General features: G+C 70.1%; 13 protein-coding genes. 7 read left to right on the top strand and 6 right to left on the bottom strand.

What is annotated here, in order from left to right:
* Positions 1-15 precede the first annotated feature (15 nt).
* Positions 16-969, bottom strand: a complete 954-nt coding sequence (locus ACZ4Z3_RS32530) for a LysR family transcriptional regulator (protein ID WP_099969408.1) — start codon at positions 967-969, stop codon at positions 16-18.
* A 169-nt stretch (positions 970-1,138) separates the two neighbouring features.
* On the opposite strand from ACZ4Z3_RS32530, the gene ACZ4Z3_RS32525 reads away from it, so the two are divergent.
* The 5 genes from ACZ4Z3_RS32525 (at position 1,139) to ACZ4Z3_RS32505 (ending at position 7,410) form a co-directional block, all read left to right on the top strand.
* Positions 1,139-2,260: a PrpF domain-containing protein gene (locus ACZ4Z3_RS32525; RefSeq protein ID WP_468504387.1), complete on the top strand. Its 1,122-nt coding sequence runs from the start codon at positions 1,139-1,141 to the stop codon at positions 2,258-2,260.
* A gap of 101 nt (positions 2,261-2,361) precedes the next feature.
* The gene (locus ACZ4Z3_RS32520; RefSeq protein WP_468504386.1) at positions 2,362-3,615 is read left to right on the top strand and encodes an SLC13 family permease; all 1,254 of its coding nucleotides are present in this window, start codon (positions 2,362-2,364) and stop codon (positions 3,613-3,615) included.
* Positions 3,616-3,726: 111 nt separating this feature from the next.
* Entirely contained in the window at positions 3,727-5,076 is a 1,350-nt protein-coding gene (locus tag ACZ4Z3_RS32515) for an aspartate aminotransferase family protein (protein WP_468504385.1), read from the top strand.
* A gap of 36 nt (positions 5,077-5,112) precedes the next feature.
* A complete protein-coding gene (locus ACZ4Z3_RS32510; RefSeq protein ID WP_468504384.1) occupies positions 5,113-6,183 on the top strand; it encodes a phosphotransferase in 1,071 nt (356 codons plus the stop codon).
* Between the two features lie 54 nt (positions 6,184-6,237).
* Positions 6,238-7,410 (top strand): ROK family transcriptional regulator, encoded by a 1,173-nt coding sequence (locus ACZ4Z3_RS32505; RefSeq protein ID WP_468504383.1) that lies wholly within the window; start codon positions 6,238-6,240, stop codon positions 7,408-7,410.
* Positions 7,411-7,457: 47 nt separating this feature from the next.
* On the opposite strand, the gene ACZ4Z3_RS32500 is transcribed toward ACZ4Z3_RS32505, so the two are convergent.
* The 5 genes from ACZ4Z3_RS32500 to ACZ4Z3_RS32480 form a co-directional block, all read right to left on the bottom strand.
* A complete protein-coding gene (locus ACZ4Z3_RS32500; RefSeq protein WP_468504382.1) occupies positions 7,458-7,898 on the bottom strand; it encodes a VOC family protein in 441 nt (146 codons plus the stop codon).
* Between the two features lie 325 nt (positions 7,899-8,223).
* Positions 8,224-9,255 (bottom strand): ArsR/SmtB family transcription factor, encoded by a 1,032-nt coding sequence (locus ACZ4Z3_RS32495; protein WP_468504381.1) that lies wholly within the window; start codon positions 9,253-9,255, stop codon positions 8,224-8,226.
* Positions 9,256-9,440: 185 nt separating this feature from the next.
* Entirely contained in the window at positions 9,441-11,108 is a 1,668-nt protein-coding gene (locus ACZ4Z3_RS32490; protein ID WP_468504380.1) for an alpha/beta hydrolase, read from the bottom strand.
* A gap of 249 nt (positions 11,109-11,357) precedes the next feature.
* Positions 11,358-11,906 carry a hypothetical protein gene (locus ACZ4Z3_RS32485; RefSeq protein WP_468504379.1) on the bottom strand — a complete coding sequence of 183 codons (549 nt, stop codon included), beginning with the start codon at positions 11,904-11,906 and terminating at the stop codon, positions 11,358-11,360.
* A gap of 147 nt (positions 11,907-12,053) precedes the next feature.
* On the bottom strand, positions 12,054-13,196 hold the full coding sequence (locus tag ACZ4Z3_RS32480; protein WP_468504378.1) for a substrate-binding domain-containing protein: 1,143 nt from the start codon (positions 13,194-13,196) through the stop codon (positions 12,054-12,056).
* A 423-nt stretch (positions 13,197-13,619) separates the two neighbouring features.
* Between ACZ4Z3_RS32480 and ACZ4Z3_RS32475 the strand changes: the two genes are divergently transcribed.
* Both ACZ4Z3_RS32475 and ACZ4Z3_RS32470 read left to right on the top strand, forming a co-directional pair.
* Positions 13,620-16,052 (top strand): sensor histidine kinase, encoded by a 2,433-nt coding sequence (locus ACZ4Z3_RS32475; RefSeq protein WP_468504377.1) that lies wholly within the window; start codon positions 13,620-13,622, stop codon positions 16,050-16,052.
* A complete protein-coding gene (locus ACZ4Z3_RS32470) occupies positions 16,049-16,525 on the top strand; it encodes a roadblock/LC7 domain-containing protein (protein WP_055539139.1) in 477 nt (158 codons plus the stop codon). The genes ACZ4Z3_RS32475 and ACZ4Z3_RS32470 overlap by 4 nt, the downstream gene beginning before the upstream one ends.
* The last annotated feature ends 8 nt before the right edge of the window (positions 16,526-16,533 follow it).

Here is a 16,533-nt window from a genome sequence, read left to right as displayed (position 1 = left end):
GACTGCTCCTCATCCTCAGCCGGGTCGAACCGCCCCGAGCTGGGCCCGGTGCAGTCCGGGAGCGGTGAACCGCTGCGCCACCGTGCGCAGGACGCGGGCCATCGCCTGGGCGGGCGGGGTGGCGGGGCGGGCCGCGGCGCGCGCGAGGAGGATGCGGCGAGTGGGCGCGGGCACGTCGGAGGCGAAGGGCAGCAGGCGTACGTCGCTGCGGCGGCTGGTGAGGGCCAGACGCGGGGCGAGCGCGATCCCGAGTCCGGCGGCGACCATGGCCTGCGCCTCCTGGTAGTCGTGCGAGGCGTAGGCGATGCGTGGCTCGAACCCCGCCTGACGGCAGCTGCGGCGCAGGACGTCGGCGACCGGGTGGTTGTCGGCGCGGATGATCCACTCCTGGTCCGCGAGATCCCCGAGCCGCACGGAGGGATGCGTACGCAGGGGCGAGTCGGCGGGGACCACCAGCACCGTGGGGTCGTCCAGCAGGTGGGTGAGGGAGAGCGCCGGATCGTCGACCCGGTTCCACTCGTAGTCCCAGAGCAGCCCCTGCTCCACCTCCCCGGTGTGGAGCATCTCCCGCAGTTCCGCAAGAACACCCGCGCGCACCTCGATCCGGATTCCGGTGTGGCGGCGGCGGAAGCGGGTGAGCGCGAGCGGCAGCAGGGACGCGCTCGCCGTGGGGAAGGACCCGAGCCGCAACGTGCCCTGATCGAGGGCGGTGAAGGAGTCCAAGTCGGCCTGAGCGGCGCGCAGTTCGCGACGGATCGCCTGGCCCCGCTCGACCAGCGCGGCACCCGCCGGGGTGGGGCGGATCCCCCGTGGCAGCCGCTCGACCAGGGGCTGCCCGGCCTCCTGCTCCAGCAGGGACATCTGCTGCGAGGCGGCGGACGTGGTCATGCCCAGCGCCTCCGCCGCCGCGGTGAGCGAACCGCGCTCGGCGGCCTCGGTGAGCAGCAGCAGCCGACGTACGTTCAACATGCCTGTGACTTTAGCTGAGCTAAACCCATGTGAAGCGAACTGCGATTGTTCCGAAGTCACGCCTCTGCGAAGGTCTCCGCAGTCGCCGAGCGGTTTACCGGCCCGCAATGCGCCGGTAACCACCGCTCGGCCCTCACCTCCCCTCGTTCAGCAAGAAAGAGCCTCAGACGTGCACACTCCCGCGACCCTGGTGCGAGGCGGCACCAGCAAGTGCTGGCTGTTCAACCAGGTCGACGTCCCCGCCGACCGTGGCCGACTGGAGAAGCTGCTGGTCTCCGCGTACGGCGCCACCGACCCCGTGGAACTGGACGGCGTGGGCGGGGCGACCCCCACCACCTCGAAAGCGGCGGTGGTCAGCGCCTCCTGTGAACCCGGCGTGGACGTGGACTACCTCTTCGCCCAGGTGGGCATCGGCACCGGCTCGGTCGAGTGGACGAGCAACTGCGGCAACTGCGCCACAGGCGTCGCCCTCTACGCGGTCACGAAGGGCATGGTGGCGATCACCGGCGATCGGACCCGCGTGGTGATGCGCAACACCAACACGGGCGCGGTCCTCGAAGGGCTCGTCGACACCACCGGCGGCGTCGTCCACCACTTCGGCCGCCAGACCGTACCCGGCACCCGGGCCGGCGGGGTCGCCGTCGGCCTCACCTTCCTCGAACCGGCGGGCGGCACCACCGGTTTACTGCTCCCCACCGGACAGGCCGCGCAGAGCCTGCGGATCGCCGACGCCGAGCCGGTACGGGTGACCATGGTGGACGCCGGGGCGCCCGTCGTCCTCGTCGACGCCCTCGACGCCGGTCGCACCGGAGCCGAGTCCCTGGACCGGATGGACACCGACGTGCCCTGGCTGCGCTCCGTGCGTCATGCCGCCGCTCCGCTGATGGGGCTGCTCGAACCGGGCAGCGAACCGGGCGACGCGGTGCCCAAGGTGGGCCTGGTCGGGCCGCCCGTTCCGTACACCACCACCCTCGGTGAACCGGTCGCGGCCGAGGACTACGACGTCTCGGTGCGCATGCTCAGCATGAACGCCCCGCACCCCGCGATCGGCCTGACCTCCGCCGTCGCCCTCGCGGCGGCCGGGCTCGTCACCGGCTCCGTGGTCTGCCGGACCACGGGCGGCCCGACCGACGAATGGCTGCGCCTGGGCACTCCCGCCGGCATCGTCGCGGTCCGCTGCACCGACGTACAAGACGGCCTGCCCCGGCGGGTCACCGTGCAACGCGCGGCACGGCTGCTCGCCGACGCCCGCATCTACGTCCCGGACACAGGCACCACGCAAGCCGCCTGAAACGGGATGAACATCACCTCGGCCTGCCGGTACCCAGCCGTCCGCGCCGGGGCAACCTCGCGCCCTCGGGGCGCGTCCCTCCCCATCGCACAAGGACAAAGATGTCTGCTGAAGTGATCTCCATAGGCGCGCTCCTGGTGATGTTCGTGGTCGGCACGGTGCTGCCGATCAATCTGGGCATCCTCGCCTTCGTCGCCACCTTCGCGGTCGGCACCGCCTCGCTCGGCCTCACCGAGGACGAGATCTTCGAGGGGTTCCCGGCGAAGCTCTTCGTCACCATCGTCGGCGTCACCTACCTCTTCTCCGTCGCCCGCCGCAACGGCACCATCGACTGGCTCGTCGCGGCCGGCGTACGGCTGGTGCGCGGCAAGGTCGCGCTCATCCCCTGGGTGCTGTTCCTGGTGGCGGCCCTGCTGACGGCGTTCGGCACCTTCACGCCGGCGGCGGTCGCGATCCTCGCGCCGATCGGCATGAACTTCGCCTACCGCTACAAGCTCAACCCGCTGGTCGTCGGCATGATGGTGATCAGCGGCGGGCACGCGGGCGCGTTCTCCCCGCTCGCCGTCTCCGGCGCCCTCGTCCTCGGCCTGGTCGACAAGACCGACCTGCATGTCTCCGCGGTGACGCTGTTCAGCGCCAGCTTCCTCATCAACCTCGTGCTCTCGGCGCTCACTTACGCCCTGCTGGCCAAGCGCCCCGCGCCGCTGGCCGAGGGAGCCGACGACGCGGCCGCCGACGAGGACCTCGCGGTGTCCGGAAGGCCCGACTGGCGCCAGTGGCTCACCCTCGCCTGCCTGGTCGCCCTCGTCGTCGGCGCCCTCGGCTTCCACCTGGAGATCGGCTTCCTGGCCCTGGGGGCCGGTGCGCTGCTGGCCCTGGTGGACATGAAGCGGCAGGAGAAGGCCGTGGACGGCGTCAGCTGGTCCACGCTGCTGCTGGTCGCGGGCATGATGACCTACATCGCCATGCTGGAGAAGGCCGGCGTCATCGAGAGCATCTCCGAGCACGCGGCGGGCCTGGGCGCACCGCTCGTCGTCGCCCTCCTGCTGTGCTTCACCGTCGCCGTCACGTCCGCCTTCGCCTCCTCCACCGCGATCCTGACCGCGATCATCCCCATCGCCGTCCCGCTGCTGCTCTCCAGCCATCTCAACGCCGCCGGACTGATCGCCGCCCTCGCCATCTCCACGACGATCGTCGACACGTCCCCCTTCTCCACCAACGGCGCTCTCGTCCTCAGCAACGCCCGGGGCGTCGACCCCCGCCGCTTCTACCGCCAGGTCATCGGCTACACCGGCGGAATCGTCGCCCTCGGTCCCATCGTCGCCTGGGGAGCGCTGGTCCTGCCCTGGTCGTAGTCGGGCTCGTCTTAATATATTTCAGGCTGGAACTGAAACAATATCTGGTAGGCTCCTCTCCAAGCAGCCACGACGAGCTGCGTGCACGCCATGTAGAGAGGGGACCTGCTGATGACATCGACACCGAGTCGGGCGCTGGCCAACTACCCCAACAGGTTCGATCCCGCAGCGCTCGGCGACCTGCCCGAGCGCTTGCGGTCGACCGTCCGGCGGCGGAACAACGTGCTGGGCCCGGGCTACGCGCTGAACTACCGGGAGCCGGTCGAGTTCGTCTCCGGCCACGGCGCCCACCTCGTCGACCGGGACGGCAACGACTACCTCGACGCCTACAACAACGTGCCGTGCGTCGGTCACGCCCACCCGCACGTCGTCGAGGCCGTCTCCCGTCAGTTGGCGGCGGTCAACACCAACACGCGCTACGTGCAGGAATCACTCGTCGACTACGCCGAGCGCCTCCTCGCGACGATGCCCGAGGAGCTCTCCCGGGTCAGCTTCGCGTGCAGCGGGTCGGAGGCGAACGACCTGGCCGTACGCGTGGCGCGATTCCACACGGGCGGCGAGGGCATCGTGGTGACACGCTGGGCCTACCACGGTCTCACTCGCGAAGTCGCGAGCTTCTCGCCGACGCTCGGCGACGGTTCACCGCTCGGGCCGAACGTCCGCGTCATCGACGCTCCGGATCCGCGACTCGTCCCGCCCGGCTCATCACTCGCCGACCACATGCGAAGCCAGGTGCGCGGCGCCGTCCACGACCTCGAACGCCATGGCTACAGGCTCGCGGCGCTGATCACGGACTGCGCGTACTCCAGCGACGGCATCTTCACCGATCCGGTCGGCTACCTGCGTGACATGGTCGAGGAAGTGCACGCCGCGGGCGGCGTGTACATCGCCGACGAGGTCCAGTCGGGATTCGCCCGGCTCGGAGACTCGATGTGGGGGTTCAGCCGCCATGAGGTTGTTCCGGACATCGTCACCATGGGCAAGCCCATGGGCAACGGCATGCCGATCTCCGGCGTGGTGTTCAGGCCTGAGGTGTGCGAGGAGTTCGGACGGAACGTCCGGTACTTCAACACCTTCGCGGGCAGTTCGATCGCGGTCGCCGCCGGCGCGGCGGTTCTGGACGTCTTCGAAGCGGAGAACGTACGGCAGCGCGTCCTCGACAGCGGCAGGGCACTGCGCGCCGGTCTCGAGGAGATCACCCGCGAGTCGCCCTACGTCGCGGAGATCCGCGGGAGCGGCCTGTACGTGGGAGTCGAGCTGGTGAAGGACCGGGAGTCGCTGGAGCCCGATCGTGTCCTCGCCGACCACGTCATCAACGACATGCGTGAGCGCCGTGTTCTCATCAGCGGCACCGGCGAAGCAGTCAATGTGCTCAAGATCCGACCGCCGTTGGCCTTCGACTCGGACGATGTGACGCGATTCCTCGAGACCTTCGCGGAGATCGCCGAGAAGCGCCTGTAGCAGGCCGAAAGCCCGACCGCCCGAAGGGACCGAACGGTGAACACCTCGCCCCCCGCCCGTATCGCCCGGCAGTTGTTCGAGGAGAGCGGCCTGGCGTCCTCCCACGAGCCCATCGCGACGCACGTGGTGGACACTCTCCTGGCCCGGCACTACCGACTGAGCGGACGTCTCGAACGGCTGGCGACCGAGAAGGACGACACGTTCCGGCTGCGCACCGACACCGCCGACCACCTGGTCAAGGTGTCCCCGCCCGACGAGGCGGTGGCTGTCGTGGCTCTGCAGACGGCTGTGATGCGCCACCTCGAAACCACCGCCCCTCACCTCCCCACCCAGCGGGTCAAGGAGACCATCGAGGGCGGCGACCACGTACCGATCGAGACGAAGGACGGCGCGGTGCGGATCCTGCGTGTCCTCGACTTCGTCGAAGGCACCGTTCTGGCGCGGACGGACCCCGATCCCCACCAGCTGGCCCTGGCCGGGCAGATGCTCGGGCGAGTGGATGTGGCCCTGCGGTCGTTCAGGCATCCCTCGGACGAGCGGCGCCTCGTGTGGGACCTCCGGTACTTCGACCAGCTGCGGGAACTCGTCGACCACACGCCCGACCCCGCGCACCGCCGGCTGGCCCGGGAAGTCTTCCGCCTCTTCCACGAGGCGGTCGTTCCGCGGCTCGGTGAGCTGGAGACCCAGGTGATCCATGGTGACTACAGCCCCTACAACGTCCTGGTGGATCCACAGGACGAGAGCTTCGTCACCGGAGTGATCGACTTCGGTGACAGCATGCGCAGCGCTTTGATCTTCGATCCCGCCGTCTCGCTCGCGAACCTGCTCGGACGGACGCCCGAGGACCCCTGGTACGAGGCTTGCGGCTTCGTCGCGGGCTATGAGCGAGCTCGCCCGATCAAGGACACCGAACTCCCGCTCCTGCCCGTTGCCGCGCTCGCCCGCCTCACGCTGCGCGCGCTGGTCACCCACTGGCGCGCGGATCGAGTACCGGAGCGTCGGGACTACCTCCTCGAGCACGCCAGGGACGACTGGGTCAACGTCGAGCGGGCCATGGCCGTCGACCTGGAGGAGATCGTGGCCCGCCTGCTGAGCACCCGTCGCTAGATCCCGGCCAGGACCCTCGGTTCGGACCACGCACGGTCTCGATAAGGTCATGAGGTGAGCAGCATCAACCCCACACCACGCGACTACAACAAGGCAAGTGTCCTTGATGTGCTTCTCTCCCGTGCGCCGTTGACCCGGAACAAGCTCATCGACGTCACCGGGTTGAGCAAGGCGACGGTGTCGCGGGCCGTCGAGGAACTGCGCGCCGACGGGTTCGTCGTGGACGGGGGAGTCGACGCCGTCGTCGGGCGTGGCCGTCCGTCGACGTACCTCGATGTGCCCGAGACGGCCGGACACGTCGTGGGGGTCGGTTTCGGCGCCGTGACCACCGGCGTGCTGGTGACCGACCTGCGCGGCCGGGAGATCGGCCAGACGATCGTTCCGACGGTCGAGCACGACGACGTTTCCGAGGCCGGCCGGTGGCTGGTCGACCTGATCGCGCAGACGGCGGCGCCCGCACGAGGGCCACTGCGCCAGGTCGTCGCGGCACTGCCTGCCCACGTCCGCGACGGCGCCGAGGTCTTCCGTCCCGCCGATCGGATGAGGATCTTCTCCGGCAGGGATCTCCAGCGAACCGTCGAGGAACTCCTGGACGCTCCGGTGACCTTCGACAGCGACGCGAACGCGTCCCTGCTCCAGGTGCTCAACGACGACACGAGCATCCGCAACGCCGCCCTGTTCAGCGTCAGCAGCACCCTGAACTTCGCCACCTGCAAGGACCACGAACTGGCTCGGGGCCGTACCCCCGCGTTCGGCGACCTCGGTGCCCTCTCCTCGGGCATCGACGACCACACCCTCAACGATCTGCTGAGCACCGGGGGGTTGGTGAAGTTCGCTCGCGACCACGGATGGGACGTCGAACGCGTCGAGGACCTGTCGCCGACGCCGCACAACCCACCAGCCCGTACGGAGACGCTCAACGCGTTCACGACGGCGCTCACCACCGCCGTGAGCATCGTCGCCGTGACCCTCGATCCGGAATCCGTCTATTTCGTCGGCAGATTGAGCCCGTGGGTGGACGAGGTGCTCCCCGAGGTACGCAAGCGGCTCGAGCACACCCTGCCGGCCGTTCCCCGCATCACCACCGTCTCCCAGGTTCTGGGACTCTCGGTGGCGAGCGGTGCCGTCCACTCCTGCCTCGCCATGGCCCACGATCGCCTACGGGACACGCTGCTCAAGGCACGCACCCAGGGACCCCACCAGGGACACACCGAGCCGGCCTTCTGATCGGGCTCCGGCTCAGGGGTGGACCCTGAATCTGGATCAACCTTCCGTCAGCCGATCTGTTCCGCAAGCGCGAGGATGATGCCGGACGGGCCGCGGAGGTAGCAGAGCCGGTAGATGTCCTCGTAGCGCGCTACTTCGCCGAGGGGTTCGGCGCCGTGGGGGCGCAGGCGGGCGATGGTGTCGTCGATGTCGTCGACGGCGAACATGACCCGATGCAGGCCCAGCGTGTTGGGCGGCGGGTTGTGCGAGGCGTCGCCGATCGCCGCGGGGGCGTGGTACTGGGCGAGCTCCAGCTTGCCGTGGCCGTCAGGGGTCCGCATCATCGCGATGTCGCTGCGGACGCCGTCGAGTCCGACGGCCTGGTCCGCGAAGAGGCCCTCGATCTGTGCCGTGCCTTCGACCTCCATGCCCAGTTCGGTGAAGAAGGCGACGGCGGCGTCCAAGTCTGCGACGACGATGCCGACGTTGTCCATCCGCTGAAGCGTCATGACGGTTCTCCCTCTGCGCGGTGCGGTCCTCTGAGTCCACCGGTATACCGAGGACGGAGCCGGCGCCCCGCTCCCGACACCCGTGAACGCCCGAGTTCCGCACCGCACACCGACCGGGCTGTCGGCTCAGCAGGCGATGACGTACCAGACCGGCGTCCAGAAGACGTCACTCCTGGGGGGGAGCCTCGATGGCGGTCGGTGTGGGCGGCGGCCGTACCGTCGGGCCCGACCGTCGGGACCGCGATCGCCGCTGCCGCGGACAGTGCCGCGGCCCACTCGCGCACAGTCATGCGAACTCCCTCCTCCTGCCTGCCCCGTCGTCCCGTCACCGGTCGACCCCGACCACGGCTTTCGGGCGTGGCCGAGTTCCGCTGGTCCGACCGCTGTCCAGAAGGTCGGTGCCCAGGCCGGTGACGCTGTGCAGAACGGCGCCGCCGATCCGGCGGCTCGTGAGCAGGCCCGCCTCCCGCAGCACCGACACATGGTGACTGACGGTCGCCGGACTGATCCCCAGGCGCAGCGCCATCTCGCTCGTGGTCCGGCCCTCGACCACCTCCTCCAGGACGGCGGCCCGTGACCTCCCGAGCAGCGCGGCCAGCGCCTGGTGAGTGCCGGCACCGGCCGTTCGCGGGGGTGCCAGCCAGCGGGGGTCATGGATCACCGGGTGCACGAGCACCGGAGGCAGGGAGCCGTCCTTGAGCACGATCGGGCCGGGCCAGCAGAAGAAGGAGGGAATGATCCGCAGACCTCTGCCCTGTAAGTGGAGGTCTCCCCGCAGATGGGCGCCCGCGATGTACAGCACCGGCGCCGACCAGCGCACGCTCGGATGCAGCCCCGCCGCCAGGCCGGCGAAACCCGACCGCAGCATGGCCCTCGCCGCGACCGACCGGGCCTCGTCGAAACGGGTGCGGACCTGCGTCCAGAAGGGGGCGACGAACCGTTCGTGATTCCGTCGGACCAGGCCGCCGAGCCCTCGCAGCGCCTGGGGGTCGCCGTCGGCGAGCGGGCGCGCCCAACTGGGCAGGGGGCGGGAGAGGGACAGTTCCGTCAGGTCGGTCCGCAGACGGGCGCGGGGTGTGGAGAGCAGTGCGTCCACTCCCGCCTCGAACCCGGCGGACGCGCTTCCCGGGGTCAGGAAGTCCGCCGAGTAGCCGCGTGGCGGGGCGAGATGACGCAGCCGGGACAGCGCCGGGTCGAAGGAACCCCGCGTGGCCCGCCGCCAGTGCCCGAAGACCAGCGGGCCGTCGCGGTTCTGCAGCAGATGCAGGCTGAGCAGCCCCTCCCACAGCGGATCGGGCTCCTCCGCCAGCACCACCCGGGCCAGGTCCTCGTACGTGAAATGAATGCGCAGTCCCACCGGCTCGCTCTCCCAGACTCGCCTTGGTCAGCCTCGCACGAACGTGTGCGCTCGCATGAACGTGTGCGCTCGGACGAAACGCGGGGGCGCGTCATCGAGGGTCGGGCGCCCCCTGTTCCGTTTCGGACGGACGGCTCCGGCGATCGGAGCCGTCCGCTCATGGACCGGCCCGCAGCGCGAGCCGGTCAGCTCACGTCGCCGATGCGCTCCACGCGCTCGTCGACGCCGTTGCGCAGTTCGGTCAGCGTCGTCCCGGGCGGGGCGACCTTCGGGGCGGAGGACGGCGGCTGCACCTCGTCCGCGCAGGCGGTCCCGGAGGCCGGGACCACGAGGTCGACGAGGTAGTTGACGACCGCGTCCGTCGCGCAGGCGCTGCGGCCGAACGCCGTGTGCCCCTCGGCGTCGAACGTCAGCAGTGAGGCGTTGTCCAACTGCCGGGACAGTGCGACCGCGTCCTGGTACGGCGTGTCCGGGTCACCGGTGGTGCCGAGAACCAGCAGCGGCGCCGAACCCCGGGCGTGGAAGGAGCCGCCGTAGCGGCTGGGCGTCTCCGCGGGCCACTGGACGCACGCGGTGGCGTGCTGGTGGTCGTAGGTGGGCGGACCGTAGGCCATGGCCGGGCCGAGCAGCGGCGCGTCCTCGGCGTTGTCCGTCACGTTCCGGTACAGCTTCCGCAGACTCTCGGGGTAGTCCTTGTCGACGCACTCGACGACCACGTTCGGGCCGAGAAAGTCGAAGCTCGCCGGGGACGGCGGACGCAGCAGGAAGGACGTGTTGTCCCGCAGCTGCGCCTTCTTGAGGGCCGCGCCGAGGGAGGGCCAGATGACCTTGCCCTCGTTGATGTTGAACATCAGCCGGTAGACCAGCGTGTAGCCGTTCGCCTTGCCGCCGTTGGCCGTGGTGACCGGGTTGGCGTCGAGGTCCTTCTTCAGCTGATCGAACGCCCCGCGCGGGTCGCCGTCGCCGAACCCGCAGGTGGCCTGGTCGGCGGCGCACCAGTCGAGGAAGCGGCCCATCGCGCCGTCCAGCGCCAGGTACTGGGCCCGGTCGTACGCGTAGGGGCGGTAGGCGTACTTGTACGGGTCGTACGCCCCGTCGAGGGTCAGCGCCCGCACCCGCTTGGGGAACATCGACGCGTAGACGGTGCCGATGTACGAGCCGAACGACCGCCCGTAGTAGGTTAGTTGATCCTCACCGAGGGCCCGGCGCAGCAGGTCGATGTCACGGGCGACGTACTCGGTGCCGACGTACGGCAGCAGCGCGCCCGCGTTGTCGAGGCACGCCTGGTTGAACTCGGCGGCCTCGCGCAGCGCCGGCCCGAAGGCACCCCGCCCCGGTACGCCCTTGGCGTCGGTGACGGCCTTCGAGTAGCGGGTGTCGTCGAAGCAGGTGAGCGCCGAGCTGCGGCCGACACCGCGGACGTCGTAGCCGAACACGTCGAACGACTCGCGCAGCGCGGCCGGGAGGTCGTCGTAGTTGTTGCGGACGAAGTCCACCCCGGAGTTGCCCGGCCCACCGGGCTGCATGAACAGCGTGCCCTTGCGCTTGGCCGGGTCCGCGGCCTTCTTGCGCACCACCGCGAGGGTGATCTTCTGGCCGGTCGGGTTCCGGTAGTCGAGCGGCACGTCCGCGTTCGCGCACTCGTACCCACCCTGACAGTCGGTCCAGGTGAGCGTGGGCACGGGCGGCGTGGTCGTCCTCGCCGAACCCGGCTTCTGCGGCGCGTTCTGCACGGCCATGGCCTGCGTCGCCGTCCCCGTCGCCGCGAGGACGAGCGCGGTCACGGCGGCACCGGCGAGTCGCAGACCTGAGAGGCGTCTCGGTGTGGTCGGTGTGTGGTGGTACCTGGACATGGATGTGTTCCCCCTGAACGGTCAGAATCCACCATCCCCACTGGTCGAGGTGGGGTCGGAGACTGTCTGACTGATGAGAGGGCAAAAAGGCCCCAGCGGTGCCACTGTGTCGTGGTTTTCGCTCAATTCCTCCATGAGCCGCGGCAGTCGCCGACCGCCGGCCCCCCCGGACCGCGCGCCACGCGCACGACCACGCCCCTCGGTCCCGTGGGGACCGAGGGGCGCTCATGTCGGATGTCCGGTCAGGGATCAGCCCCAGTAGACGTCGATGAGGCCGACGTTGTCGTTGAGGATCGATCCCAGGTTGCGGGCCGGCAGCCTGAACCCGGCGGCGTAGGAGCGGGCACGGTTGTGGAAGGTCGCCACCGTGCACCGTCCCCATCCCGTGGCCGAGCTGATGTTCGTCGACCAGTAGCCGTCGGGGCTCAGTCGGTAGCCCGAGGAGTCGCAGGTGCCGGAACTACCGTAGACGTCGGTGGAGTTGCCCCTCAACTGGTCGTCGCTGTACCACGTCATCAGCAGCGTCGACTGCACCGCCCTGCCGCCGGTCGCGGCCCGCGCCTGAGGAGATGCCAGCTGGGCGCGGGCCTTCGCGGCGGTGTCCGCACAGTGCCGGTACAGCTCGGGGGACACGCCGCCGTCGCTGGGCGCCTTGCCCACGACGACCACGCAGTGCTTCCCCTGGGCCGTGGACGTCTGAGCGGAGCCCTCCGCCGCACCGGCCGGTGCGGTAGCGGTCAGAACACCGACAACGGCCGCCGCGCTGATCAGGCCGACGGTCCCCTTCTTGTTGAGCATGTGCCGTCCCTTCTGTCGCTTCTTTCCCCTGAATTGCCCTACATGACAGAAGGTGCCAGCACATAACGGTGGACAGTAAGCCCTTTCGACGACGGTCGAAGGCCGGAGGTCGGGGGGGTGCGGCCCCTCCCGTGCTCGACGAGGGCGCTACTTGTCCCAGATCTTGCGGTAGGCCCGGCGGTAGCCCTCGGAGTCCCAGGACAGTGAGCCGCCGCTGTTGTCCGCGGTGGTGATGTGGACGGGAGCGACGTACCCGCTGGCCGGTTCGCCCGCGAAGGCGCGGTTGAACTCGTCGACGATCTGCCAGCCCTGCTCGTTGAGAGGCTCGGGCACGGTGGCGGACTGGTACCGCTTGCCGTTGATGCGCTGGAAGGCCGACGGGTCGCCGTCACCGGCGCCGATGTTGAACGGAGCGCCGTCGCCCTTCTGCCCGGCCGCGCGCAGGGCGGGTGCGGCGTGGTCGAAGTACAGGTCGTTGATGGCGGCGGAGTACGTCCACTTGTCGCCGAGGCGGGAATGGAGGGACGAGACCTTCTCGACCGTGCGGGTGTTGGCCTCGGGAATGGGGATGTCCTCGTAGCTCAGCAGATCGACGTCGGGGCAGGTGGCCAGCTCCTTCTTGATCAGCTCGGACTTCCGCTTCGCGAACGGGATCGAGGCGTCGGTGAACAGCACCACGCCGGCACGGCCGTTGGACCGGGCGATGATCCAGTCGGCGCTGATCTTCGCGACATCCTCGACCTTGGTGGTGATGTTGCTGAAAAGCTTGGGCTTCGTGCTGGGGCCGGGGGCGGCGGTGGCGTGCCAGCCGATGAGCGGGATCCCCGCGGCGTCGGCCTGTTCGACCTGCTTGCTCACGGAGCCGGGGTCGAAGCCGCCGATGACGATGCCGGACGGTTCGAGGGCGATGGCCTCGGCCAACGCGGCCCGGATACCCGCGGGTGTGCCCTGCCCGTCGATGGTGCGCACGTCCCAGCCGATGACCTTCGCGGCTTCCTGAACGCCCTTCGCGACGCCCGACACACCGGGGTTGGTCATGGTCTGGGCGACATAGGCGATGGTCCGGCCGGAGACTGCCTCGGGCCCGGCGGTGGGGCCGCTCCAGGGGGCGTTGACGTCCTCGGCCGCCCTGACGGCCTGCTTCGCCTTGGTGAGGACCGCGGGGCAACCAGGTCCCCGGGAAGCGGTGGGTGCCGCGGTGGCGGTCGCACCACTCTCGCAGCCGGTGGTGGCGGCGGTCGCGGCCAGGAACGCGACGACGGCCGCCGTCGCCTTGCGGGTGGAGTGCACAGGGGTCTCCTCGGGGGCAGGAGGGCGTACGGGGATCGCGTGGGGGGAGGAGACCGATCCAGCTGGTGGCTGGAAGCACAACGGTCATGACGGTGCCTCCGGCTGTGACCGGGAGGCCGTCGGGGTGGGAATGTAGCAGGGCCTCGACCTGCCCCTCCACGGCGAGGTCATCGCTCGGTAGGCAGCCGTGAACAATTTGTAATCACGTATTGATTACGTACAGCCTCAAAGCGATCACAAAGACGGTAGTCTCCCGCCGACGAGATCCGGACACGTGACGCGAATCAGTACCTCGCGTCGCGGGTCTGGTCGTTCACGCCCGGCGGACCGTCGCGTCAGCGCGCAGGTCCGTTCCCCGGGCGTCGACGGCCCGGCGGTCACAGCACCCTGACCGCCGATCAGCACACACCCAAGGAGACCAGCGTGCCCGCGAACACAGTGGAGCCGCCGCCCGGCCATGTGGACCGGACCTCTCCGCTCCGCCGGAAACCGGGCTCCGTTCTCGCCCGGTGGCCGTTCCGGCGGAAGCTCAACGTCCTGGTCGTCGCGCCCATCGCGGTCGTCGGTGTCCTGCTCGGCGTCGGTGTCACCGGACAGATGGAGCAGGCCGGGGACGCCGACCGGGTCGCCGAACTCGTCCGCGACAGCGAGCAGGTCGCGAAGCTCATCAACGACGTACAGGCCGAACACCGGTTGGCGCTGCTGCTGTCCGTGGAGTACGAGGCGGCCCGCCCCGGAGCGGCCCGGCCGTCCACCACCGCCTACCGCGAGGCCCAGCGGGCCACCGACGCGCAGGTCAGGGCCGTACGCTCCGAGTTCGGGTCGAGTCTCCCGGCCGAGGAGGAACAGGCCCTCGCCTACATCACCGGTCTGGACGTCCTGCGCGAGAAGCTCGACCGGGACTACGTCCCCGCCGCGAACATCGACCCCGCCTACGCGGCCGCGGTCGGCTATCTGATCGACGGCGTCGGCCTCGACCGCTTCTCCGCCACCTCGGCGTCCTCGGTGACGAATCTGCTGGACGCGATCCTGCGCGCCGACGCCGCCCACGCGGCGTTCGAGAGCGCCGTGTTCTCGGCCCAGACCCGGGACGCCAACGCCCTCACCGAGTACACGCGCGCGGCCGGTGCCCACGAGCTCTACACCTACCAGGCCGACCGCTTCGGCCGCATCGCCACACCGGCGCAGGGGCTCGCCATGGGCGAGATCGAGCGCGCCGCCGAACAGAACGACCTCACGTCCCAGTTCGCGGAGCTGCAGATCGACCCGGGCGCCCTCCAGTCGCAGAGCGCCCAGGAACTGCGCAAGAAGATCAGCGCCGGCGAGCGACAGGCCGAGACCCGCCTCGGCATCACCCGGGCCCTGATCGACCAGACCGCCGCACAGGCCGACTCCGCCTCCGCCGGCGCCCTGCGCAAGGCCTGGATCATGCTCGGCGCGGCCCTGCTCGGCTTCGCCGCCTGGCTCGCCTTCTGCGTCCTGGTCCGGCGCTCGGTCATCCGTCCCCTGACAGCCCTGACCGGCTCCGCACGGCAGGTGGTCGAAGCCGCCGACGAGGAACTCGCCCGGGTCGCGGACGACGAACTCCTCGACAGCACCCCGTTCAGCCCGCGGGCGATACCCGTCCCGGTGCGTGACGAGATCGGCGAACTGGCCGAGGCCTTCAACCGGGTGCAGGTCACCGCCGCCGCACTGCTGGAACGCCAGGTCCTCAGCCGCCGCAACGTCGCCGAGATGTTCGGCAACGTCGGACGCCGGGTCAGCAACCTGACCACCCGGCAACTGCTGCTGATCGACGCCGTCGAGCGGCAGGAGACCGACCCCGACCTCCTGGATCGGCTCTACCGCATCGACCACCTCGCTGTACGGCTCCAGCGCAACGCCGACAGCCTCATGCTGCTCGCCGGGATCCGGGAGACCGACGTCGAGGCCCGGCCGGTCACCCTCGCCGACGTCATACGCTCGGGCCTCGGCCGCATCGAGGGATTCCGGCGGGTGTCCCTGCGCTCCGAGACGGACATCACCGTGGGACCCGACATCGCCGGCGACCTGACGCTGATGCTGGCCGAACTGATGGAGAACGCCGTCGCGTTCTCCCCGTCCGACACCACCGTCGAGGTGGTCGTCCGGCCCGGCACCGACGTCACCAAGGACGGCGGGGCACTGATCGAGATCATCGACCACGGCCTCGGCATGAGCGCGGAACGCCTCACCGAGGAGAACGCCCGCCTCGTCCGCCGGGAACGCCTCGACCTCGTCCCGACCAAGGTGCTCGGCCTCTTCGTGGTCGGCAACATCGCCCGCCACCTGGGCCTGCGCGTCACCCTGAGCCGCACACCGGGCGGTGGTGTCACCAGCACCGTGTGGATCCCCTCGACGCTCGCACGGGTGCTGAGCCCCGGGGAGGCCGCACCGCCTCCCGCCGCCGTGGCCGGGACGGTGTCGGCACTCCCACCGAAGCCCGCCGCGCCCACGACGGCCACCCCCACCACCCCCGAACGGCGGCCGGTCGCCGTGCCCACGACGGGTGACCTGCCCAGACGCATCCCGCCCCGCGCGAACACGACCACCACCGACGCCACCGACGCTCCCGACGGGCCCTCCCCGTCGACGACGGCCCGGCCACTGCGGCGGCGGGTGCGGGGCGCGACGCTCGCCACGACCACCACCGTCGACCGGAACATCCCCGCCGCGCGACAGCCCGCCGACGCCGACGCCGTCCGCGCGGAACTCGACGAGTTCGAGGCCGCCGTACGCAGGGCCGAACAGGACAGCGCCACGCCCGCGGACCCGGACCCCGACCGCATGACAGCAGTACGAGAAAACCCCAGAAGGCCAGAAGGAGACGGGCAGTGACCATGTCGACAGATGACAGCACCCCCGAACAGTCGAAGCCCACTGATCTGCGCACCGCCGCGGCCGACTTCACCTGGCTGCTCGACCGTTTCGCCACGGAGACCGCCGGCGTCGTCGACGCCATAGCGGTGTCCTCCGACGGTCTGCTGATCGCGGTCTCCCAACTCCGCGACAGGGCGGACTCGGAGCGGCTCGCCGCGATCGTGTCCGGCGTCACCAGCCTCGCCGCCGGGGTCTCCGGCAACTACAGCCTCGGCGGCCTCAACAAGGTCATCATCGACCTGGAGGGCGGCCACGTACTGGTGTCCGCCATCGGAAACGGCGCCGTCCTCGGCGTGGTCGCCTCCAAGGAGGCGAAACTCGGCAACATCGCCTACGAGATGACCCTCTTCGCCAACCGCGCCGGAGCCGCGCTCACCCCGCAACTGGTGATGGAGCTGAAGAACAGCGTCGGCGCCCCCGTGGTCGGCTGACCCATCCC

The organism is Streptomyces sp. NPDC030296 (genome assembly GCF_055572815.1).
Note: the sequence above shows the minus strand (reverse complement) of the source record. Positions and strands in the feature narration are given on the sequence as shown.

Excerpts from the sequence above, each read along its gene's own strand:
- ACZ4Z3_RS32490 (WP_468504380.1), bottom strand. The coding sequence starts at position 11,108 with ATGTCCAGGTACCACCACACACCGACCACACCGAGACGCCTCTCAGGT.
- ACZ4Z3_RS32520 (WP_468504386.1), top strand. The coding sequence starts at position 2,362 with ATGTCTGCTGAAGTGATCTCCATAGGCGCGCTCCTGGTGATGTTCGTG.
- ACZ4Z3_RS32500 (WP_468504382.1), bottom strand. The coding sequence starts at position 7,898 with ATGACGCTTCAGCGGATGGACAACGTCGGCATCGTCGTCGCAGACTTG.
- ACZ4Z3_RS32485 (WP_468504379.1), bottom strand. The coding sequence starts at position 11,906 with ATGCTCAACAAGAAGGGGACCGTCGGCCTGATCAGCGCGGCGGCCGTT.
- ACZ4Z3_RS32515 (WP_468504385.1), top strand. The coding sequence starts at position 3,727 with ATGACATCGACACCGAGTCGGGCGCTGGCCAACTACCCCAACAGGTTC.
- ACZ4Z3_RS32530 (WP_099969408.1), bottom strand. The coding sequence starts at position 969 with ATGTTGAACGTACGTCGGCTGCTGCTGCTCACCGAGGCCGCCGAGCGC.